We start from the raw sequence: 22242 nt of genomic DNA on the forward strand, positions 1-22242 counted from the left end.
ACTTCGTCCGTTATAGTCCTTGGAATGGGGGGACTATCCTTTGCGTCCCCGGCGATGGCATCTTCGGGGGCAAGTGCCGCCGCGCTTGCAATGTCCAATCCAGCGCTAGTTCAAGCCTTGTCGACCGATTTCGACTATGACTTTTTTGCAGCGTTCCCGCAAGATGAAGCGCTCCAACCAATTGTCTCATCATCCGGGCACTTGTTTGTACCTATACCAAAGCCGCCTCAATATAGTTTTTTCGATCTACCGGAACATCATACCCTTTCTAGCGCGCAGACTTTTGGTTCGGTTGCGGTCAGCAACTTGTTCGACGTGGCAGAAAAAGACCCTAAAAAAATTGATGCCGAAACGCCTGCACCCTTTCTATCCATTTCGCCTGATTATCTGTTCTTTGGCGATACACCCCAATCGTCAAATTCGCCCGCAACTGTTCCTTACAACTTTACGGCAACACAGTCGGTTGATCTCGACGCAGCACCTGCGGTTCGGCTGAACCCGACGGGCCGAGATATAAATCTGTCCGCTCCGATGCGAGACGGCACATTTGTGCTAAATGAGGTTTCTTTCATTCTGACCGCCGATGACCAGGTCAAGGTCGAAACCAAATCATTTGTGGAGGCGATGCGCCATATTCTCTCTTCGGAGAATTTGCGCGTCCTTGAAACCAGTTTGGCAGGTCTGGACTATGCGCTCATCCCTCAAATTTCGCGTTTGGGCTATGTCATCAGCTATGAGCCTGCCAGCATCAGTCTCAATATAAAGATACCTGCCGACGCACGCGAAGCGCAGGACATCTCATTACGCCGGTTTGACGATGGGGTGACCGGACAATATTCCGAGCCAGCAACTTTCAGCGGCTATGTTAACTTCCGAAGTTTTGGGGATTATATCTGGAATGGCGTGGATTCCGGTTTTCAAACGCCAACCAGTTTGATCGACAGCGCAATCCGGTATCGCGGTTTCGTGCTCGAAAATGAAGCAACAGTTCGGCTGAACTCAGATTCGCAGAATTTCTTTACCCGTGAAGGTACCCGGCTGGTCTATGATGACCGTCGGCGTCTGGTTCGCTTCTCTGCAGGTGACCTGATCACAAGCGGCCGCGGTTTTGCTGGAAGCCCGCAGATAGCTGGCCTGTCTGCAACGCGCGTCTATTCTATCGTTGACCCCTTGCGTAATGTGCAACCCCGTGGTGATCGATCTTTCACGCTAACGCGACCTTCAACCGTCGAAGCGACAATTAACGGGCAGGTTATCCGGAGGGTGCGCTTACAGCCCGGTGTTTATAACATTCGCGACTTCCCCTTCGTGCAGGGAACGAACAACGTCGAATTCAATATCCAAGATGACGCGGGCGGAACGCAGCGCATCACCTTTTCTCAGTTTTTTGACCGTACATTGCTGGCAGAAGGCCTTACTGAATTTTCGGTACAGGCCGGCATTTTGGCGCCGTTTCGTCGGTCTTCCCGGGATTACCAAACCAGCGAACCTGCCGTGTCAGGCTGGTTCCGCCGCGGTATGAGCGAAACTGTTACCTTGGGTGGCAATTTCAACTTCAATAAATCGGGTGCAACAGCAGGAGCCGAAGCAGTCGTCGCCAGCCCTGTCGGCATCTTGGGCTTTGATGCCGCGGTCAGTGATGTGGATGGAATCGGAACAGGTTTTGCAGCCAATGTCGGCCTTCAAAAAAGCTTCGGAGGTTATGACGTTACCCCACGATCAGTTGCGGCTAGCGTTGAATACCGAAGCGCAAACTTTGCAAATCCAGGATTTTTCGGGGTTGATAACCGGATCAAGTGGAACTTGTCGGCATCCTATGCCCAGCCCATTGGACAATCGCAATTTGTTTCCATTAGTGGCGACTATGGTGTTGCCCGTGGCGCATTGCGCGATGAAGTCAGCGCGCGCCTGACCTACGGCTATAACATCAATCCCCGACTTAACCTGACTGTCGACGGCACTTACGAACGTCGCGCTATTTTTGGCAGTGAATATGGTGTGAGGGCAACATTAGCTGTAAAGCTGGGCCCCCGTTCTAACGCTGTTGCGGAAATCGATACCCGGACAGAACGAGCCCGGATCGGATATCAGACCGCATCAGGCGACGGCGTTGGCAGTTGGACGGCATCGGGCGATCTGGACATTAGTGAACAGGATGCGGGTTTCAACGGTGGCTTCAACTATAATGCCAACCGTGCGGAAATTGGTTTGACGCACACGACCGTTTACGAACTATCGGGTCGCCGGACGGATTCACAAAGGACGTCGTTGCGCCTTGGGACAGCGATCGCATTTGCCGACGGAAAATTTGCGCTTTCCCGTCCCATTTATGATTCGTTCGCCATGGTTTCCGCGCATAAATCGCTCGGCAAGGCGCAGGTTATTCTGGACCCGCGCGAAGAGCATTTTACTGCTAAATCGGGTATTTTCGGACCCGCGGTTGATCCTAACCTTGGCGCATATATTCGACGTACCATAACCTATGATGTGCCAAATGCTCCAATAGGTTATGACTTGGGTTCAGCTAGCGCCAAAATCCTTCCGCCCTATCGGGGGGGATATCTGGTAACGGCGGGTTCCGATTATTCCGTAACTGCGCTTGGAACATTGATCGGTCCAAACGGATCGCCAGTAAGTCTGCTATCCGGCAAGGCGACCGAGCTAGGTGTTAGCAATCCTCGCACTTTGACTATCTTCACAAACCGCACCGGTCGTTTTGGAATTTCAGGTATGCGGCCAGGTCGCTGGCGTATAGAAATGCCGACCGAACCGCCCACCGTTGTTGAAATTGTGGTTCCGGAAAAAAGTCTCGGCGTTGTTCGTCTGGGCGAAGTAAAATTGGGAGATGTGCAGTGAAACCGGTCATTATTACTATGGCAATTGCCGCCGCCTTTCTGACAAATGCGCCTGCACTCGCCCAAACGCAGTGCGCCCAGTTCGAACTGATAGGAAATGGCGGACGGGTTGCTTATCAGCCATTTGACTCCAGTCCTACTGTCGAAACGTTCGATGTACGCATTCGCCGCTTGGCCGATGGGATTAGCGGGGTTCGGTTCTTACTGGTCGACACCACGCCACAGACGACCGGACCGAAAATTGGTCTTGCAGGACCATCTCAGTATGAAATCGATTGGCTGGAAGACAATACACGCCGAATATTGGTGGTCGGAAATGAACAGCCGCAGCCGACTACGGGCGCTCAAGTCCAATTTGCTGAACGTTCAGGAACGCAGCTCACCCGTTTTCGGTTTTCGATACCAGCCGGCCAACAGGCGCCGGCTCGAGTGCATCGCGAAAATCTGACGGTAAGGTATCAGTGTTTGGATGCTCAGGGTCGGCAGATCGGCGCAACTCAGGAACAGCCAGCTTCTGTCGAGCTTTCTCTTACCGTTCCCCGTTATGTCGCCGCTTATATCGGAAGCGCTGGACAAACCCGTGGAACAATTGACTTTGGTGATGTCGGATCTGTTTCGGCTACATTGAACCGGGCGATAAACATCACGGCATTAAGCACGCTACCATTTGCGATAAAATTCGATAGCGAAAATGGCGGACTTTTGAAGAAACGCGCCGGTGACGCGCAAGGTATAATCTACGCTATGCGCTATGCCGGTATCGTCGTCAGCACCGGAGATACTGTTGTATGTCCTATGACCCCTGCCCCAATGGGCACCGGAGAGCAGCTTGAGGTTGGCCTCGACCGCGCATCGATCGTCACCCTGCCTGCCGGTAGCTACCGGGATACGGTGACAATGACTTTCACACCCCGCGATTCTGCTTCAACGGCCAATTGCTTGGTCAACACGCGGAACTAGCGGTTTTCCTACTATTCTGGGATCAGTAAATCGAACCTTTGGGATCGATCCGAAAAGACAGGCTATGTAGCGGAACAGCAACATCCCTCACGTCGAGCCGTACTTCGCTAAATTTTGTAGCAGCGTGACTTTCATCGGCAATAACAGTTTCATTGCCGGGCGACAGGGGAACAGCGCGGCCGTCCCAGAACAGGGTAGCACCCGTCATATTGGCAGGATGGCGCATCGTTACGCGATAGCCATTACGAGCGTTGCACAGTTGGTAGAAGGAACCAAAATCGATAATTTGACCGCTCGAGCCAGTTTTTAGCTCGGGCAATTCAAGCCGGCATACTGTTTTTACAACAGCCGTCATTCGAAATCCCGCCCGTTCGCTGGCTGCCGAAAGACCTGATCCAAACGCCATGGCCGCCCCGCAAAATGCGCTGAGCATCAATAATGATTTTCGCAAGGGAAGCCCTCCTTCTGGTGTCATGATCGATAGCGGGCATGGCTAAAAATTGCGTTAATTTGACAGTGTCAAAATTTTGGCACCTGAGCGCCTGGAAAGAAATTTGATCGAGACGACAGGGGACCGTGTCCAAAACATTACGCTATCGAACGACCGATAAACCCTGCGGAATCGACGGAAACCACCCATATGCTGCGGAAATGACTTGGACCAGGAATAGTCGAAATGCTTCCATGATCGCGCGCATAAGAATATGTAATATAACAATAATTATGGTGCACCCAACTGGATTCGAACCAGTGGCCCCCAGATTAGGAATCTGATGCTCTATCCTGCTGAGCTATGGGTGCGCCGGGGCTTTCCATAGCTGCGCGATTTTATCGGGTCAATTTTTTGCCGACGGAGGAATGACCGGAAAGGGCAGCGGGGCTATTGCAATGCCTTCTTCGGCGAGTGACGCGGCTTCGTCCATACTGGTTTCACCATGGATCAGGCGATCGGATTCTTCGCCATAATGGATCGCCCGTGCCGTTTGGGCAAATGCGCCGCCCACCCATTGCGACTCTTTCAACATCTCGCTTTGCGCCGTGGCCAGTCTGTGCATCATTTCGACCATTGCGGGCGGTAAAGTTGGTGCGTTCATAACTTCACCGATAGAAACCTCTACCGGCGCAGGCGCGGGCGCGGGCTTCACAGTGGTTAGAATCTGGTTCGTCTTGCGCCCGACATTGGGAATGGACAGTGCCTTGTGTACAACCGCGTCGTCACACACCGGACAAGCGATCAAGCCGCCTGTCTGCTGAACGTCAAAATCTGATGAAGATGCAAACCAGCCTTCAAAATTGTGACCACCACTGCAACGCAGGTCAAAGGCGATCATCAGTCGTCGGTTCCGGCCAACATGCCATCAAGCCTGCCTGCGGATTCCAGCGCACGCAGGTCATCGCTGCCACCAATCGCAGCACCATTTATGAAAATCTGCGGTACAGTGCGCGCACCGGGGGCACGGACCACCATTTCGTCCCGCTTTGTGCCGCCCATCGTCACATCATATTCCTGATAGGCCACGCCCTTGGTATCGAGCAAATGTTTGGCCCGCACACAATAGGGGCATCCGAACTTCGTGTAGATTTCAACTGTCGCTGTCATGAATATGAAATGGTGTGCCGCAAGACCTGAGTCAAGTGCGGACAGAACCAAAGCTGTTTTCCGGTAACGCTTCCCCACGCAAAGCACGCGCCCAGCAGAATATCTGCACCCAGGACGCCCCTGATTTCTTCAAAGCCTTGACGCAGCCATTGCTGGTGGCCCCTGTCGTAAAAACATCGTCGACCAGCAAGAGGCGGGCACCTGCAATCATTTTCTGCCGCGCCGGATTTGCGACAAAGGCGGTGCCCACGGCCGTGCGGCGCTCCTTTAAAGACAATCCGCGCAGACTGGGTGTCCTTTTGGTACGGATCAACAGATCGGCACAATAAGCGGTCCCGCCCAATCTGGCCAATTCCCGCCCGATTAATGCCGACTGGTTGAAACTGCGCGACCACAGCCGCGTCCAGTGCAACGGCACTGGTGCTATGATAATATCGCTGCGGTCTTCGGGCAAATGGCGCACCAAATGACGGGCAATCATTTTCGCCAATCCGATTTTCCCACCATATTTGAGGCGCAGTGCAATCTGGCGCGATGTGGAATCATAGGCCACTGCCGCCCTGATGCCGTCATGCATGGGCGGGTTTGACAGACAATCAGCGCACAATGCGCCATCTGCCTGCTGGAAAGGGAACGGCAAAGCGCAGCTTTCGCACCACGGCCGGTTCATAAACCGGATTTTCTCCCAGCAAATAGGGCAAAAGCTGAACCCATCAGGGGTAATTTCACCACAGGCGGGGCAGCGTTGGGGCAATGCGAAATCGAGCACCGGCTTGGCTATTTTCAACAACAACGTCATCGCCCCCTTGTCGGATAACTCCGAAATCTCCACAAGATACAAATGCAGGCATCGGACCAACCTCCGGAAATTTTTGACCGACGTCGTCGTCAGGCTTTGCGTGCGCGCGCTACCCAAAGGACGGGCGACGCCTTTTTGTGGACCTATATCGCGCGGGAAATTGAAGAGCGGCTCGCTCTTGTCTCGCGGCAATTTTTCGACGCATTGTTCATCGGCCCGATGGCATATCATGCCACGAAGATTCTGGGTGGGCGCGATTGCGCCGTCACTCTTTCATCGCCCGAAACGGCAGCAGACACGCTGATCGTCGTCGCGCAGGAAGACAGGCTGCCCTTTGCCCCGCACAGCTTTGATCTGGTTATCGCCGCGGGAACGCTGGACAGTGTCAACGATTTGCCCGGCGCGTTGGTCCAGATACGTCATATATTGAAACCGGACGGATTATTTTTGGGACACATGTTCGGGGCGGGATCCTTGGCGAGCCTTAAAAAACTGATGCTGGCCGCCGAAGGGTCCGTGAACGCACCGCATATCCACCCCCAAATCGATTTACGCAGCGCAGCAGACCTGATGGCGAGGGCAAGATTCGCCTTGCCCGTTGCAGACCTGGATATCATGCCGATTAGCTATGGCCGCTGGAAAACCATCATCGACGATGTGCGCGATGCTGGAATTGGCAACGCCTTATGCGGACCCCGGCATTATCTAGGGCGCGACTTTCCGGCAAAGCTGGATCGCGAATGGACATATTTGGCCGACAAGGCAGGGCGCGTCGAAGAGCAATTTGTGCATCTTTTTTTGAGTGGATGGTCGCCATCGGAAAATCAACCCAAACCCGCACAGCGTGGAAGCGCCGATGTATCATTGGCATCAGTATTGCGGCCAAAGGCAAATATATAGACCATAACGGCGCCCGTTTGATCAGCTGCCGCCCCGGTTTCAGTCGAATTAGGAAAATTTCTTTAAGAAGTTGACGAGCGGAACGTCCGCGGGCGGCATGGGCAAGGCGTCCATGTCGCAAGGATGCAGCCATTTCAGTTCAGGGCTGTCCAATGCAGCAGGCTGACCAATCCATTGGGTGCAGCGATACAGGAGCAGGATCATCCCGCGATCTCCATTTTGGGCGCTGGCGAAGGTCAGTGGAATCAAATCCGAAGCGGCAACATCGATGCCCAATTCCTCTTTCAGTTCCCGCGCCAATGCCGATTCGGGTGATTCGCCCTGTTCAACCTTGCCACCCGGGAACTCCCATAACCCCGCCATTTGACGCCCCTCGGGACGCATTTGCAGCAATATTTCACCCACTTCGTTGGTTAATGCGGCGGCAACCACGAATAGCATTGTCGGATTTTTTTCCATCTTCTCATCACTTTGCAAGTTTTTGTTAACGCTTGTGTGGGAAATCAATGGGGCTCGCAACCAGGGAAAGAAGTGGGGCCAAATATGTTGGATCTAATTCGTCGTATCACGCGATGCGAACAGGGGGCGACGGCTGTGGAGTATGGTTTGATTGTTTCACTGATTGTTATCGCAATCGTGGCATCACTTGGACAATTCGGTGACAGTTCGCAAGGTATGTGGAACCGGGTATCGAATAAAATAATCAATGCAAGATAAGTGACGTTAACGATTTGGTATAGATTTCGGAATAATCAGTCCAAAGTCGGATATTTTTATAAGTACAAAGATATCCGCTCGGGTGAATTGAACAAGCAACAGGAGACCTAAAATGAAAGTTATCAAGAAACTCTTCAAGAATGAAGACGGCGCGACTGCAATTGAATACGGCCTGATCGCCGCTCTGATCGCAGTAGCTGCAATCACTGCCATGGGCAGCCTCGGCAACAACCTGTCGAACACCTTTACCAAGGTCAGCAACAGCCTCTAATAGAAGCTTAGCTGATCGGGCATCCAATGCCTGACAGAATTAAAGGGCGGTAACTTCGGTTGCCGCCCTTTTTATTTTGCATCTAATGGATGTTGGGGGCAGTCCCTTTAGGAACCGTTCCCCTTGCCCACCTTAAAAAACCTCCGCACAAAACAATCCCCGATTCCCACACCGTCCCGCTGAACCCCCAACTACCGTCACCCTGAAACAAGTTCAGGGTGACCGATTTTTGAGATTCGACGGGGAATGGGGTTCAACGGGAAGGGAACCAGGGTTCAGGATGAAGTCTACCTTCTCCGCGAACTCTGCGTGAACCAAAAACGCGGTGTTGATGGGTTCACGGCCTAGTAGGTCACAATTTTGACTTTTTGGCCCTGGGTCACATTTTGACTGGAGCTAAAGCCATTGAGCGCGCGGAACCGTTCGGTTTGCAGGGACGTATAGGCCATACGCGACGCGAGCGACGCGACGCTATCTCCTTTTGCAACAGTTACCACACGCAATTTCCGTGGCTTGATGGCAGCAACCTGACTGTCATTTAACCGGGCCATGCTGTTGAACATAGCGTTGAACGGGCTGTTGTTGGCTGCGGTGATGGTGATGAAATGATAGGCAATACCGCCGCCCCATTCATAAGCAAAAACCGTAACCTCGCGCGGACCTTGTTGCGTGTTCACGACAGTCGATGAATAAAAGGCCGGAATAGCGTTGACCGTCGTCTGACGCACATCGCCTACCGGGATGGCCATATTCTGGCCAGAGACCGATTTGAACGCAACGGCGACATAGGCTGATCGATCACCATTGAAAGCGCCCTGGCTAAAAATCGCCTTTCCACCATTTCCGTTTATGGAAACAGCATCGGTGCCGTTCTGGATTCCAAAACCGGTGGGGGCGCTGAATTTCATTTTGATGTCGGGGTGCAGAAAATCCTGTCCTTCGACCACACCCTGTGCCGGGTCGTCACCATAAAGCATGCCGTTAATGGCCGCGAGATGGGTATCGGCTTTGCGGTTGGTACTTGCCGGAAAAGCCTTTGCCCCCGCAGCGGCGCGAACTACGCGCTTCGCAGGATCCGGATGCGTGCTCGCCCATTCAGGAATGCTGCCTTCGCCCAAACCCGACGCTCTGGCATCCACTGCCGTTTGCATTGCGAGCGAATTCAGCATCGACGAAAGCGCCGTCGGATCATATCCCGCCTTGCTCAAATACCGAATGCCCAGATCATCGGCCTCCTCTTCCTGACGGCGCGAATATCGCAAGCTGATAAACTGCGCCGCAGCGCCTGAATATTGTTTCAGACCGCCGCCGATGGCACCTAACAAGCCGCCATTGTCGCCCAGCATCGCGCCTAATATCGATCCGCCTACGCCAAAAATATTGGCGATTGTCGTGCTTTTCTGACGCTTTTGGCTGTGTCGTGCGGCGGTATGCCCGACTTCATGGCCCAACACACCCGCCATTTCCGCTTCACTATTGCACAGCGCCACAAGTTGCCGGGTGATGTAAACATAACCGCCCGGTATTGCGAAGGCGTTGTTCACCGGTGAATTGAGCAACGTTACGGTAAAATCACTCTCAGCATTTCCCAATCCGGATTGGACGGCGATCCCCTTTCCGACGCGCACGACATAGGCGGTCTGCGGACTTTGCATCGCTCCGCCAAATTCCTTCATGATTTCAGGGTGATATTTGGCTCCTTGGGATTTTTCCTGCGCGCTGAAAGGTTTTGGCACCGACGCTGTCTGTTTCTTTTGCGCGGCCACCGGCGCGGCCATAGTGAAGACCGCAATCGATAATGACGCCCCACCCAATATCAGTATTTTTTTGCTGATGTGCATTTACGCTCTCCTCGGATCACCAAAAACAGCATAGCATATCAATTGTTCTGCACGCGTAAAATCTGGAATCGAGGTCCTTAGGACCTAGGGTCAGGTCCTTAAGCCCCCATGGCGAGGAATTTGTTTCGCCGATGCTGGGTCAATTCTTTCCGGCTGAACCTGCCCAACGCATCGATTTCTTCGCCAATGGCCAGGCCAAGCGACGCCGCCGCCATGGCATGGTCACGATGCGCGCCGCCCATCGGCTCTTTCACAATCCGGTCAATCACACCCAGCGATTTCAAATCCTCAGCTGTAATCTTCATGGCCTGTGCCGCATCAGCTGCCTTGTCGCCGGTCCGCCACAAAATCGAAGCGCAGCCCTCGGGTGAGATGACAGAATAGACGGCATGTTCGAACATCAAAATCCGGTCCGCCGCGGCCAATGCGACCGCGCCGCCAGACCCACCCTCGCCCACGATACACGCAATCATGGGAACGCCCAGTTGCAGGCATTTTTCGGTCGAGCGGGCGATCGCCTCTGCCTGACCACGTTCTTCGGCCTGAATGCCGGGAAAGGCGCCCGATGTGTCAACCAGGCTGACGACCGGCAAACCGAACCGGTCGGCCAGTTCCATCAAACGGATCGCCTTTCGATATCCTTCAGGTTTCCCCATGCCGAAATTATGGTGCAGTCGGCTTTGTGTATCATCGCCTTTTTCATGGCCGATCACCATGATTTTCCGGTCGTTCAGCCGCGCCAAGCCGCCTAATATGGCCTGATCATCGGCGAAGGCACGATCACCTGCCAAGGGCACAAAATCTTCGAACATGGACGCAATGAAATGCTTGAAATGCGGCCGTTCAGGATGCCTGGCAACTTGCGCCTTTTGCCAGGCGGTCAATTTTGCATAAGTGTCTTTCAACTGCTTGTCGGCCTTGTCGCGCAGTTTCGCGATTTCGGCATCCACATCCACTTCGCTTTCATCCGCAGCTTCCTGCAATTCGATGATGCGCGCTTCCAACGCCGCGATGGGCTTTTCAAAATCCAGATAGACGGTCATTGCAGCGGGTTAGAACCTGAAGCCGTGCGGGTCAACGTGCGGTTTGCCAAAGGATGCCGCTTGTTCACAAGTTCGACAAGTCGGCTGGCGTCGACATGGGTGTATATCTGCGTGGTTGCGATGTCGGCATGGCCCAGCATCGCCTGCAAAGCGCGCAGATTGGCACCGCCAGCCAATAGATGCGTCGCAAAGGCATGACGCAAGACATGGGGACTTAGTTTTTCGGGGTCTAGCCCTGCCTTTGCGGCCAGTGACTTGATGATCTGGTATAAGCGGATACGGCTGATATGGCCGCCACGTGACGGGAACAGATACCGCTGTTCTCTGGGAACAAACTCCACCCATTTGCCCACCGAGAGACGCGCCCTGTCGGAAATGGGGACCAGCCGTTCCTTGTCCCCTTTTCCGGTCAATATGATGAAAGGGCGGTCGCCAACACAGGCGGTCCTTGGCAACGACACCAGTTCAGTCGCGCGCAAGCCCGATCCATAGAGCAGCTCCACCAGCGCCGAAAGCCGGAATGCCGCAGCCGATGGCCGCTCAACCGTCAGTTCCGCCTCAATCGCCTGAAACAGCAGGTCGACTTGGTCCATATCCAGAATTTTGGGCAAGCCCTGTGCCCGTCCCGGCTTGGGCAGGCTCGACGACGGATTGTCACCGCGCAATCCTTCTTCATGCAGGAACGCGAAGAACCGGCGCAACGCCGAAACCTTGCGCGCGACCGAACTGCTTGCAAGGTCGCGCCATTTTTCCGCCAAATAGGCAAGCATGTGCGGTTCGGCTTCTGCAAGTTTTCCGCCGCTCAATTGCGATGCAGCTATAAGGTCGCTTTTATAAGCCAGAATCGTATTGCGCGCCGCACCCCGTTCCGCCGCCATCATTTCAAGGAAACGATCGATCAGATTCAGGTCGGTGGTGGACATGCCCGCTTGTTTTAGCTGAAGGTAACGGCTTCGGCCGCAATCATCCGCGCTTCGGCGTTCAAGCCGACCTGTCGAAGCGAACGCACGATGTAATATAAGTGGTTTGCGGGCACCACCGACCAGTTGGGCGCTTGCAGACCGGCCATCGCCATCAAGGCAACGGTACCCTGCTCCCCCCGTTGCGCCGCCGCCGAAATGGCGCGGGTCCATTGTGTTTCGCGGGTAATGTTGACGTTCAGTTCGCCGCCAAAATCGGACCGGGCATCCGGGTCAATCCGCTCAAGCCCCGCCAACCCTGCCAACAACAAGGCAGATCTTTGCCCCTTTTCGCTTTGGTCATTGCCATAAAAGTCGTCCAACGGGCCAAATTCCACCGGTTGGATGCTTTCTGGCGACGCCAATGCAATCAACGCCCATCCAAGTGAACCGCTGTCGACAATATTGGCCCAAGCTGCTGCATTGCGATCAAGACCGGCGGTCAACATGGATGCAATCAATCCATCTGCTGATGCCGAATGCGCGGAATTTGGCGCGATAAGTGCGGCGGCGCGCGCTGTCATAATCAGCTTGCCATGATAGTCGGCACCTTTTGTGGCCCCGCTCCAAATGGTCGACATTGCGGTGACACGCGCGCCGTCTCCTGCCGCAATATAGGCTTGTTGAAGCGCCTCGGCATTGTTTCGCAAATTGTCCGGCGCTTCTTCATCGTCCAGCACCTGCCCGAACAGGTCAACAATATCCCGATTGGAATATACGCCCAACGCCGCCGCTTGTGCGGCATATTTGGCCCGGATCGCAGCGGGATACATGGGAAGCTGGACTTGCCATCCCGCCAATTGACGGCCACTTTTTGCCAATAACTCCTCAGGTGGCTCCAACCCTGTCGCCGCCGACAGGCCAAAGCGCCATGGGTTCATGCCTTCGACATTGTCCCATTCAATCTTCACGGACCGGCGGCCATTCATGCCTGCGCCAACTGCCTTTTCCGAAAGCCGGTAATCCACACCGCGGACCCAGCCTTGATAGCGCCCCTGATTGATAAAGGCAGTCGCGCTTCCCTGTTCGCCGGAAAGCGACGCACAAATGGCCCGCGCCATTTTCCAACGTCCGTCATTCACCAAGCGAACGCCGCTTTCGACAATCGGGCACATGCCCGACAAGTCGCCATTGGCCAGTAAAACCTGCAAAGCCACTTCGTGCATTCTTTTGGTGTAATTTCCAGCATCCACTTGCTGGATAAGCTGCCGCGCAACTACAGAATCGCCCATACGCAGCAAAAGCCACGCCCGTTCCGCTGTCCAGTCCGCACCATTGACGCCAATGGGCGTAGTGGTGCGGCTCGCCAATAGCCGCCGCCCCAAAATCGTTCCCCAACGCGACGCAAGTGGTCCCGTCGTGCGATTGACGACCTGCTTTAGAAAATTACCGTCCGTTGTGCCAAAAGCTTCGGCAGGAAACCCGCCAGACGCGGCAGATATAATCCCGATGGCGGAAAGCGAGCGCCTTGCGGCAGGCGGGACATCATAACGAATGGCCAGTTCTTCTTCGCTCTCTTCTTCGCCTTCTGCATCCTCTTCCGTGCTTTCGTCACCATCATCTGCGGTAGGGGCGGCGGTGGACAATTGGTCACCCGCTGACGATGGTCGCGCCGGGGCGGCCGATACTGATTGTGCGGGGCTTGCAGAATTTGGCTTGCTGCTTGTAGGTGGGGGTGGCGGGGCGCCGAAACCTTCGGGTAGCAGGGATTCAGGCCCCTGCTGCCCCAAGGCAGGCAGTGCAAAGACGAGCGCCAATACGCTTGCTGACAATAAAATGCTTAGGGATGTCGTTTTGGTCAAAGGGCAGGTCCGCTTTTTTTCCGGCAAATGCGCCGACTTCTGTATAATTTGCTACCACCGAAGATGCTACGGCAAATCGCTTTCCGGTTTAGCCTAGCCGATATATAGGACCCGTCGCAATGGGCACATATAATGATTTGGAAAACCAGCCCCCCGACATGGCAGGGAAACCGGCGCTTGATCGCCCTATCGTCCTTGTTGGCATGATGGGCGTCGGGAAAACCAGCGTTGGAAAGCGGCTGGCGGCGCGGCTGGGTTGCGAATTTGTCGATGCCGACGATGAAATCGAACGTGCCGCCGGTATGCCGATACCGGAAATATTTGCAAAATTCGGGGAAGCTTACTTCCGCGACGGCGAACGGCGGGTCGTTGCGCGCCTGATCGAAGGCAGTCTTAAAGTCATCGCAACCGGCGGCGGTGCATTTATCAATGATACCACCCGCGCGCTAATTCTGGAGCGGGCGATTTCCATATGGCTCGACGCCGACATCGCAATTTTGGCCGACCGGGTTTCCCGCCGGAATAACCGGCCGCTGTTGAAAGACCGCGATCCGGTTGAAGTCCTCACCGAACTTGGCAAGGTTCGCAACCCGATCTATGCGATGGCGAACTTGCATATCCGCAGCGACGCCTCGCCACATGCCCGCACTGTGGAAAATATTCTGAAAGCCATTGTTCAATGAGCGTTATCACCGTCGATCTGGCCGACCGGCCCTATGAAATCCATATCGAGGCCGGATTACTCCAGAACATCGCCACATATCTGGCCCCCTTTGCGCGGGCCGGACGATTTTTGGTCGTCAGCGACGAAAATGTTGCAAAACATATCTGGCCGGGTTTTCATCGCCAATTGTCGGACGCCAATCTGGCCGCTGAAATTTTCGTTCTGCCTGCGGGCGAAGCTGGAAAAAGCTGGCTCGAGCTTGAAAAGCTGACCGACTGGTTGCTGGAGCATCATGTCGAACGGAGCGACCATATCATTGCCCTTGGCGGGGGTGTTGTTGGTGATATCACAGGCTTTGCGGCGCATATCGTTAAACGTGGATGTTCATTCATCCAGATTCCGACGACCTTGCTGGCACAAGTGGACAGCAGCGTCGGTGGTAAAACCGCGATTAACAGCCGGGCAGGAAAAAATCTTGTCGGCGCATTTCACCAGCCTTCCGTTGTGCTGATCGACCCTGAAGTTCTTGAAAGCCTGCCCCGGCGTCAACTCGCCGCGGGATTCGCCGAAGTGGTCAAATATGGCCTTATTGACGATCTCGAATTTTTTGACTGGTGCGAAACCAGTCTTGATGCCTTTTTTGCAGGTGACGCGTCCGCCCGCCAGCATGCAATCGAGCATTCGGTCAAGGCCAAGGCGCGCATTGTCGCGGCGGATGAGCGGGAATTGAACGGAACACGGGCGTTGCTCAATCTCGGCCATACATTCGGCCACGCGCTGGAGGCTGATACCGGTTTCTCAGACCGGCTTTTCCACGGCGAAGCCGTTGCGGCGGGAATGGTTTTGGCCTTCCGCTATTCGTCAAAGATCGGGCTATGCAGCGCCGACGACGCAAACCGCGCCGCACAATTGCTGCATAATGCCGGACTGCCGGTGACACTCGCCGACGCCGGGGTCAGCGCACATGGTGCAAAGCTCGTTGACTATATGATGCACGACAAGAAAATGGCGGGCGGGAAATTGCCGTTTTTGTTGGCCCACGGTATCGGGAAGACATTCCTGTCCAAAGACGTCGATCTGGCCGATGTTGCGGCGTTTCTCGATAGCCAGCTTCCCGCCGGACTCACCGCATAGGGTCAGGACCTAATCAATCAGGAAATCGTCGGAGTCGTCACCGCCAAAGCTGTGTCTTTGGCCTGCGTGCATGTCCCCGCTTTCAAATTGTGCCATCAACCGGCTCCGGTCACGCGCACGAAATTCCCGGACGATAGTCTGGATCTGTGGTTTGGCCAGCCCAAGCGCCTTTAGCCCCTCAACCGCCAATTTGATCGACGATTCAAAAACTTCGCGTACGATGTTAATGTCCGGATCATGCATCAATTTTAAGGCTTGCCGCCGGTCATATGCGCGGGCGAATATTTTTGCTTTGGGAAAGGCCTGTCGGACGGGGGTCAATGTTTCGGCATCCAGATCCCGATCATTAATGCAGAAGAAAATCGCGAAGCTTTTGTCGCCGCCTGCCCGTTGCAACAGGTCGATGCGCGTACCATCGCCGTAAAATACTTTCCGCCCAAATTCGCCACTCAGGTCGATTGTTTCAGGATTTATATCGATAAGCGTTACGCTGCGTCCGGCGGCGAACATGATTTGCGACACTTGCTGGCCAAATCGGCCATGCCCGACAACGATCACATTTGCCTGCTCCGCGAGTTCAGGGTCGTCTAGCTGAACCTCGCTTGTCTGCTTACGGGACGCCAGTTTACCGGCGAGTATCATCAAAAAGGGCGTCGATGCCATCGACAGAGTGACGACGGCGCCGAACAGGCTGGCCGCCGCCGGTTCAATCAACAAGGCCCCTTGCGCGGCGGCAAATAACACAAAGCCGAATTCGCCGCCCTGGCTCAACAGCAAAGCCGCGATAATCGACGCGCTGCTGCTGAGGCCGAAACACCGCGCGAGCAGGAAGATCACGCCGGTTTTTACACAGATAAGCGCAACCGCAAGCCCCAGCACCACCAAAGGCTGCGCGGCTATGACATCAAGGTCGAGCAACATGCCCACAGCCAGGAAAAACAGCCCGAGCAAGATTGAGCGGAACGGGTCGATATCGGCCTCCAGTTCGTGCCGATAGGGGGATTCAGCCAGCATGACGCCCGCGACAAAAGCCCCTAACGCCGCCGACACGCCGATCATCTGCATCACTGCGGAACTGGCGCATACCGTAAACAGTCCAGTGACGATGAACAGCTCGCGCTCCGAAATCTTGCCCACCAGCTTGAGCAAAGGCGAAAGCAGGAACCTGCCGGCGAGAACCAGGGCGATGATTGCCAGCAGAGCGTAGACAACCAGCAACCATCCGCCGACCGCACCTTCTTCGGCTGGCGCACGCGATAATGCGGCGACGACTGTCAGTAATGGAACAATCGAAAGATCCTGAAATAACAGGATCGAAAAGCTTTTTTCGCCATAATCGGTTTTAAGGCGACCGCGTGATTGCAGCAGCGGTAACACCTGCGCGGTTGACGAAAGCGCCAGCGGCAGGCCAAGAACAAGCGCCGCCTCCCAACTGAAATTGGGCATCACAATCAGGATCACGCCGAACATCGCCATTCCGCACAAAATGACTTGCAACGGTCCAAACAAAAGGATGTCGCGACGCATCAGCCATAGTCGGCTCGGTGACAGTTCAAGGCCGACAAGGAACAGCAGCAAAATAATGCCGATTTCCGAATAAGCGAGAATTGTCTTTGCCTCACCAATCAACCCCAGACCATCAGGACCGATCGCAATGCCCGCGACCAGATAGCCAAGGACAGCGCCCAAGCCAAGGCGGCGAAAGAGCAAGACTGCAATCAATGCAGCACCCAGCAAGACCACGCCACCCAACATGACATCGGCCACCAGATTGTGGGAGGCTTCCTCCATCAGCTGGCCTGTTCCATTTGAACCGCGGCCGCCAATAATGCATCATATGGCAGCAATATCGCTGCATGCCGCGACGGATATTCGCGCGCTGGTGTCAGGACCGCCAGCTCAGGCCAGCACTCCGGCATTTCGTCGGCTTTTTTCAACGCCCGCTCGATACCCGCCCGGATGTCAGCGATGGTGGACAGATCTGACCCGACGGCATGCGACCGCAAAATTGCCGCTGATGCCTGACCCAGCGCACAGGCATTGGCACGCAATGCAATTGCGGCAACCATGCCGTCATCGGTCAAGATCAGATCAGCCTGAATACGGCTGCCGCAAATGGGTGACCGGCATTCTGCAGTTCCGTGCGGACTTTCGAGCTTGTCGCCAACTACCAAAGCAGAGGCAAGTCGCAAAATGTCACGATTATAAAGTGCCGAATCCATCACTCCGCCACATCGGTTTCAAAGGTATCGCGGTGCTCGCGGACAAATTCGGACATCGCATTGCCGCTCGCGTTCAGCAAGGCATAGGTCCGTGATTTGACCATCCAATCAGGTCGCGGTTCTTTTTCGCCGAACAATGTTTCATATCCCATTACCAGCAACAGAAAGACGAGTGTCGCAAGGATCAGCCCTTTTAACATACCAAAGCCAAAACCCAATACGCGGTCAATCGGGCCAAGCACCGATTTGCGGGACTTTTTCCCGATGGATTTGGCGATCCATTTACCGAACGCAAAAGTGACAATGACAATGGCCAGAAAGGCAAGAACAGCCGCCCCCGCTTCGGTGCCGATAGGCTCACTCAACGCCGCAGTTGCAGGCGCATGGAAAATCCGCACCGCCGCGATAATCAAAATCCACGCGATAAGCGCCAGCGCCTCTTGCACAAAACCGCGCAAAAAACCGAAAACAGCGCCACTGCCGATCAGAAACAGGACAATGATATCAAGTGCAGTCATGGGTAAGTTGCTAAGGGCGCAGGGCCGTAAAGACAAGAGCGAGAATGAAAAGCGAATAGGGCGAACAGGGCAATAATATGCATCGGGCGGGTTTCATGATGGCAGCCGACATACCACCCATTATCCGTTGGGCCATTATCCGTTGCGACCAAGCATATGGTCCACCAAATTGGCCAGCGTTCGAAATTCCTGCGTCGATATTCCCGCCTGCCCTTTCACCGATGGCGGCACCAAAGCCCGGCTAAATCCCAGCTTTGCGGATTCCTTCAACCGTAACGCACCATGGGCAACGGGACGAATTTCGCCCGAAAGTGCCACTTCGCCAAACAACACCGCATCCGATGGCAATGGTCGTTCAGACAGCGCCGAAACCAAAGCCGCCGCCACCGCAAGATCGGCCGCCGGGTCGGAAATCCGGTAGCCGCCTGCGATATTCAGATATACTTCGGCGGTCGAAAAGCTGAGGCCGCAGCGGGCCTCCAGCACTGCCAAAATCATGGCGAGCCGCCCGCTGTCCCAACCAACGACCGCGCGCCGCGGCGTGGCCCCGCTTGATAGCCGCACCACCAGCGCCTGAATTTCCACCAGAACAGGCCGCGTTCCCTCTAATGCCGGAAACACCGTTGCGCCGGTCACCTGTTCGGCCCGGTCGGTCAGGAACAATGCGCTGGGGTTGCCAACCTCGGCAAGGCCTTCTTCCTGCATGGCAAACACCCCGATTTCGTCGGTGCCGCCAAAGCGGTTTTTGGAAGCGCGCAAAATCCGGTACTGGTGGCTTCGCTCACCCTCGAAAGCCAGCACCGTGTCCACCATATGCTCCAGCACGCGAGGTCCCGCAATCGTACCGTCCTTGGTCACATGACCGACCAACATCAATGCCGACCCACGTTCCTTGGCAAAACGGATGAGTTCCTGTGCCGATGCCCGCACCTGACTGACCGTGCCCGGCGCACCTTCGATCAGGTCGCTGTGCATCGTTTGAATGGAATCGATCACCAGCAGAGCAGGCGGCGCGCCCTTGCCCAGCGTCGTCAATATATCGCGCACCGAAGTTGCCGCGGCCAACTGCACCGGCGCGTCGCCAAGCCCGAGCCGCCGCGCGCGCAACCGCACCTGATCAACCGCTTCTTCGCCTGAAATATAAGCAACAGATAATCCGCGCCGTGCGAGATTGGCAGCGGCCTGCAACAGCAAGGTCGATTTGCCGATTCCCGGATCCCCCCCCAGCAAGGTCGCCGACCCCGGTACAAGCCCCCCGCCCAGCGCCCGGTCAAATTCCGCAATTCCGGTCGACGCGCGGTCGGGCAGTTTGATATCACTATCGAGCCCCGACAGTTCAACCGAACGTCCGCCCGATCGTAAATGATGCTTCATTTCGAAAACGGTGGCGCCCGCCTCTTCGGCAAGGGTATTCCATTCGCCGCAATCGTCACATTGTCCCTGCCAACGGGTCGCTTCGGAACCGCATGCCTGACACACATATCTGCGCTTTGCCTTTGCCATTCTGGTTGAATAACAGAACATATCAGGAACTCAAGTGCCAAACTGGTCGCTTCTCTGCTTGCGTGCCATGCCAAGCAGTGTCACATCAGAGCCATGCGGGAGAAAGAACTCAGGCTGGCGCTTATCTGCTATGGCGGCGTCAGCCTTGCCATCTACATGCATGGTGTCACCCGCGAGATCTGGCATTTGATCCGCGCCAGTCGTGCCTATCATGATGGCGACGTTGGCGGCGAAGGAAGCGAAAATGTCTATTCCGACCTGATGGCGAAGATCGAAGCGGTCGCAGGTACGAAATTACGGATATTCACTGATATTGTGGCCGGGTCTAGCGCGGGCGGTATCAACGGTGTTTTTCTGTCGCAGGCGATTGTCACGGGCCAGTCGCTGGCACCGCTGACCGATTTATGGCTGGAAAAGGCTGATGTCGAAATATTGCTCGACCCCGATGCACGCCCCTTGTCGCGGTTTTCGAAATTCTGGGCCATCCCGATCGCATGGATGATTTTACGCCGCAAAGGCGGTGCGATTGACCGGATGGTCGCCGATGAAGCCAAGGAGGAAGTCGCCACAAAATTATCCCGCTTCGTCCGGGCAAGGTGGTTCGCCCCACCTTTTGGCGGGCAGGTTTTTTCCGGCCTGTTGCTCGATGCCTTTGACGCAATGGCCAAGGGTATGACGGGCAAGGCGCTATTGCCGCAGCATCAACCGCTCGACCTGTTTGTTACCGTCACCGATTTTGCCGGGCACGACCAGGTTTTGATGCTGAACAGCCCGTCCATGGTGGTCGAATCAGAACATCGCATCACGATCAGTTTTTCGACCCGCGGGCGCGACGGAATGGATGTGGCCGCCATTCCCGAACTGGTGTTCGCGGCCCGGGCAACAGCCAGCTTCCCCGGAGCGTTCCCTCCATTTTCCGCACATGAACTGGACGCCCAGGTCAAAGCGCGCGGAATAGATTGGGCCGGGCGCGACACTTTTCTCCAACGGATTTTACCCCAGCAATATGCCGCTGGTGTGGCCGCCGATACCATGTTGATTGACGGGTCTGTCCTTGCCAACGCTCCGTTCAATCAAGCCATTGAAGCCTTACGCAATCGACCCGCACGGCGCGAAGTTGACCGGCGCTTTGTCTATATCGACCCGAAGCCCGGCCGCCCCAGTTTCCGCTTTGGAAAGCGGGGTGGGACAAATACCAAAGATGGCATAAGAATGAAGCCGCCGGGTTTCTTTTCTACAATATTTGGTGCCACATCGAATATCCCCCGCGAACAACCCATCCGCGACAGCCTTGAAAAACTGGAGGGCCGCACCGAACGGATTGAACGGATGCGGCAGATAACGGACAGTTTGCGGCTTGAGGTGGAAAGCACAATTGAAAAGCTGCTTGGCAAAACATGGTTTTTGTCACAGCCGACGCCAGAACGGCTCAACAAATGGCGCTCAACCGCAAATGAAAAGGGCGCGCAAGCCGCTGGCTATAGCTACCCTGCCTATGGCCATTTGAAAATGGCAGGCGTGGTCGATGACATCATGGCCATCGCCCGCCGAAGCTATCCTGAAGGCGACCCACTACATTTCCGGATGTTACGGACCGCTATCCGGAATGAAATCCGGACGCGCGGTTTGGATGCGATGGCACATGACAAAGGCGTCGGCGCAACCAAGGAATCGATCCAGTTCTTCAAACAGCATGACATCAGATTCCGCATCCGTCGCCTGCGCTTCCTCGCCCGTCGTTTGGCGCACGAGATTGAAGCGGACTATAGCGGCGAAGATGTTGGCACAAAGGTCATGCACGACAATATCTATGCGTGCCTGTCGCTGTTTCTGGAACGGGAAACCTCCCAATTTCTGGGTACAGATTTCGGCTTGTTCGTCGCTAAAGGCATCGCGGAACCGGGGAAAATGCTCGACTCGCTGGCTGGAAGACTTGACCTTGTCGAGGCGGATGGTCTGGCCGACCAAATCCTATGCGATGCCTTGCTTCAAATGCCCGAAGATAGCCGCCGCATCATGCTGCTCGGTTATATCGGTTATCCGTTATACGATATCGCGACTTTGCCGCTTTTACAGGGGGAAGGGCTGGACGAATTTGATCCGGTCAAGGTCGACCGCATTTCGCCCGAAGATTGCAACAGCATCAGAACAGGGGGCGCCGCTGCAACCTTGAAGGGAATCGAGTTCAACAATTTCGGTGCCTTTTTCAGCCGTTCCTACCGCGAAAATGACTATCTTTGGGGGCGGTTACACGGTGCGGAGCGCTTGATCGACATCGTTTTGTCCTCGCTGCCTGCAGGAACATCTGTCGATGACTCAGCCGTTCACGCTTTTAAGCGAGAGGCGTTTGAAGCGATTTTGGATCAGGAGGAGCCCCGGCTGACCAGAATAAAACCCCTGATCGCGTCGCTCCGGTCCGAAATCGAAAGCCTGGGCGGAACCGCGCCTTAGATG

The 22242-nt window shown here is 55.2% G+C and carries 21 protein-coding genes and 1 tRNA gene; 8 read left to right on the plus strand and 14 right to left on the minus strand.

All coding sequences use genetic code 11. The features are described 5' to 3' along the window. Positions 1-54 precede the first annotated feature (54 nt). Together EUU23_RS07170 and EUU23_RS07175 are read left to right on the plus strand one after the other, a co-directional pair. Complete coding sequence (locus EUU23_RS07170) at positions 55-2856, plus strand: fimbria/pilus outer membrane usher protein (RefSeq protein WP_160353348.1); 2802 nt, start codon at positions 55-57, stop codon at positions 2854-2856. A 17-nt stretch (positions 2857-2873) separates the two neighbouring features. Further along, positions 2874-3815 (plus strand): hypothetical protein, encoded by a 942-nt coding sequence (locus EUU23_RS07175; RefSeq protein ID WP_160353349.1) that lies wholly within the window; start codon positions 2874-2876, stop codon positions 3813-3815. Positions 3816-3837: 22 nt separating this feature from the next. On the opposite strand, the gene EUU23_RS07180 is transcribed toward EUU23_RS07175, so the two are convergent. The 5 genes from EUU23_RS07180 to EUU23_RS07200 all read right to left on the minus strand — a co-directional run bounded on the left by EUU23_RS07180 (position 3838) and on the right by EUU23_RS07200 (position 6214). Beyond that, positions 3838-4266, minus strand: a complete 429-nt coding sequence (locus tag EUU23_RS07180; protein WP_218939515.1) for a hypothetical protein — start codon at positions 4264-4266, stop codon at positions 3838-3840. 273 nt (positions 4267-4539) lie between these two features. Then, a tRNA-Arg gene (locus EUU23_RS07185) sits at positions 4540-4616 on the minus strand. Positions 4617-4651: 35 nt separating this feature from the next. Continuing rightward, positions 4652-5146, minus strand: a complete 495-nt coding sequence (locus tag EUU23_RS07190) for a DUF1178 family protein (RefSeq protein ID WP_160353351.1) — start codon at positions 5144-5146, stop codon at positions 4652-4654. Continuing rightward, positions 5146-5415, minus strand: coding sequence for a glutaredoxin 3 (grxC, locus tag EUU23_RS07195; protein WP_160353352.1), 270 nt, complete (start codon positions 5413-5415; stop codon positions 5146-5148). Before grxC ends, EUU23_RS07190 begins: the two co-directional genes overlap by 1 nt. A gap of 31 nt (positions 5416-5446) precedes the next feature. Then, complete coding sequence (locus tag EUU23_RS07200; RefSeq protein ID WP_218939516.1) at positions 5447-6214, minus strand: ComF family protein; 768 nt, start codon at positions 6212-6214, stop codon at positions 5447-5449. Between the two features lie 42 nt (positions 6215-6256). Between EUU23_RS07200 and EUU23_RS07205 the strand changes: the two genes are divergently transcribed. Then, positions 6257-7114, plus strand: coding sequence for a methyltransferase domain-containing protein (locus EUU23_RS07205; RefSeq protein WP_160353353.1), 858 nt, complete (start codon positions 6257-6259; stop codon positions 7112-7114). A 48-nt stretch (positions 7115-7162) separates the two neighbouring features. Here the strand turns inward: EUU23_RS07205 and EUU23_RS07210 are convergent, their stop codons facing one another. Continuing rightward, on the minus strand, positions 7163-7555 hold the full coding sequence (locus EUU23_RS07210; RefSeq protein ID WP_281346873.1) for a (deoxy)nucleoside triphosphate pyrophosphohydrolase: 393 nt from the start codon (positions 7553-7555) through the stop codon (positions 7163-7165). A gap of 102 nt (positions 7556-7657) precedes the next feature. On the opposite strand from EUU23_RS07210, the gene EUU23_RS07215 reads away from it, so the two are divergent. Beyond that, on the plus strand, positions 7658-7831 hold the full coding sequence (locus EUU23_RS07215; protein WP_160353591.1) for a Flp family type IVb pilin: 174 nt from the start codon (positions 7658-7660) through the stop codon (positions 7829-7831). Between the two features lie 112 nt (positions 7832-7943). Next, positions 7944-8102: a Flp family type IVb pilin gene (locus EUU23_RS07220; protein ID WP_160353355.1), complete on the plus strand. Its 159-nt coding sequence runs from the start codon at positions 7944-7946 to the stop codon at positions 8100-8102. A gap of 344 nt (positions 8103-8446) precedes the next feature. Here the strand turns inward: EUU23_RS07220 and EUU23_RS07225 are convergent, their stop codons facing one another. From EUU23_RS07225 to EUU23_RS07240, 4 genes are all read right to left on the minus strand, one after another. Next, entirely contained in the window at positions 8447-9943 is a 1497-nt protein-coding gene (locus EUU23_RS07225; RefSeq protein ID WP_218939517.1) for a M48 family metalloprotease, read from the minus strand. A 98-nt stretch (positions 9944-10041) separates the two neighbouring features. Beyond that, positions 10042-10986 carry an acetyl-CoA carboxylase carboxyltransferase subunit alpha gene (locus EUU23_RS07230; protein ID WP_160353356.1) on the minus strand — a complete coding sequence of 315 codons (945 nt, stop codon included), beginning with the start codon at positions 10984-10986 and terminating at the stop codon, positions 10042-10044. Then, on the minus strand, positions 10983-11909 hold the full coding sequence (locus tag EUU23_RS07235; RefSeq protein WP_160353357.1) for a tyrosine recombinase: 927 nt from the start codon (positions 11907-11909) through the stop codon (positions 10983-10985). Before EUU23_RS07235 ends, EUU23_RS07230 begins: the two co-directional genes overlap by 4 nt. An 11-nt stretch (positions 11910-11920) precedes the next feature. Further along, entirely contained in the window at positions 11921-13717 is a 1797-nt protein-coding gene (locus EUU23_RS07240) for a hypothetical protein (RefSeq protein ID WP_160353358.1), read from the minus strand. A 188-nt stretch (positions 13718-13905) separates the two neighbouring features. On the opposite strand from EUU23_RS07240, the gene EUU23_RS07245 reads away from it, so the two are divergent. Together EUU23_RS07245 and aroB are read left to right on the plus strand one after the other, a co-directional pair. Then, entirely contained in the window at positions 13906-14430 is a 525-nt protein-coding gene (locus EUU23_RS07245) for a shikimate kinase (RefSeq protein WP_160353593.1), read from the plus strand. Further along, complete coding sequence (aroB, locus tag EUU23_RS07250; protein WP_160353359.1) at positions 14427-15545, plus strand: 3-dehydroquinate synthase; 1119 nt, start codon at positions 14427-14429, stop codon at positions 15543-15545. Before EUU23_RS07245 ends, aroB begins: the two co-directional genes overlap by 4 nt. A gap of 9 nt (positions 15546-15554) precedes the next feature. On the opposite strand, the gene EUU23_RS07255 is transcribed toward aroB, so the two are convergent. The 4 genes from EUU23_RS07255 to radA form a co-directional block, all read right to left on the minus strand. Further along, positions 15555-17336, minus strand: coding sequence for a monovalent cation:proton antiporter-2 (CPA2) family protein (locus EUU23_RS07255; protein ID WP_160353360.1), 1782 nt, complete (start codon positions 17334-17336; stop codon positions 15555-15557). After that, positions 17336-17770: an iron-sulfur cluster assembly scaffold protein gene (locus tag EUU23_RS07260; RefSeq protein ID WP_160353361.1), complete on the minus strand. Its 435-nt coding sequence runs from the start codon at positions 17768-17770 to the stop codon at positions 17336-17338. The genes EUU23_RS07255 and EUU23_RS07260 overlap by 1 nt, the downstream gene beginning before the upstream one ends. Further along, positions 17767-18285 carry a CvpA family protein gene (locus EUU23_RS07265; RefSeq protein WP_160353362.1) on the minus strand — a complete coding sequence of 173 codons (519 nt, stop codon included), beginning with the start codon at positions 18283-18285 and terminating at the stop codon, positions 17767-17769. Before EUU23_RS07265 ends, EUU23_RS07260 begins: the two co-directional genes overlap by 4 nt. Before the next feature lie 135 nt (positions 18286-18420). Further along, positions 18421-19788: a DNA repair protein RadA gene (gene radA / locus EUU23_RS07270; RefSeq protein WP_160353363.1), complete on the minus strand. Its 1368-nt coding sequence runs from the start codon at positions 19786-19788 to the stop codon at positions 18421-18423. Positions 19789-19881: 93 nt separating this feature from the next. On the opposite strand from radA, the gene EUU23_RS07275 reads away from it, so the two are divergent. Continuing rightward, a complete protein-coding gene (locus EUU23_RS07275; RefSeq protein WP_160353364.1) occupies positions 19882-22239 on the plus strand; it encodes a patatin-like protein in 2358 nt (785 codons plus the stop codon). Positions 22240-22242 lie beyond the last annotated feature (3 nt).

Source organism: Sphingorhabdus profundilacus, assembly GCF_009769755.1.
GTDB lineage: Bacteria > Pseudomonadota > Alphaproteobacteria > Sphingomonadales > Sphingomonadaceae > Sphingorhabdus_B > Sphingorhabdus_B profundilacus.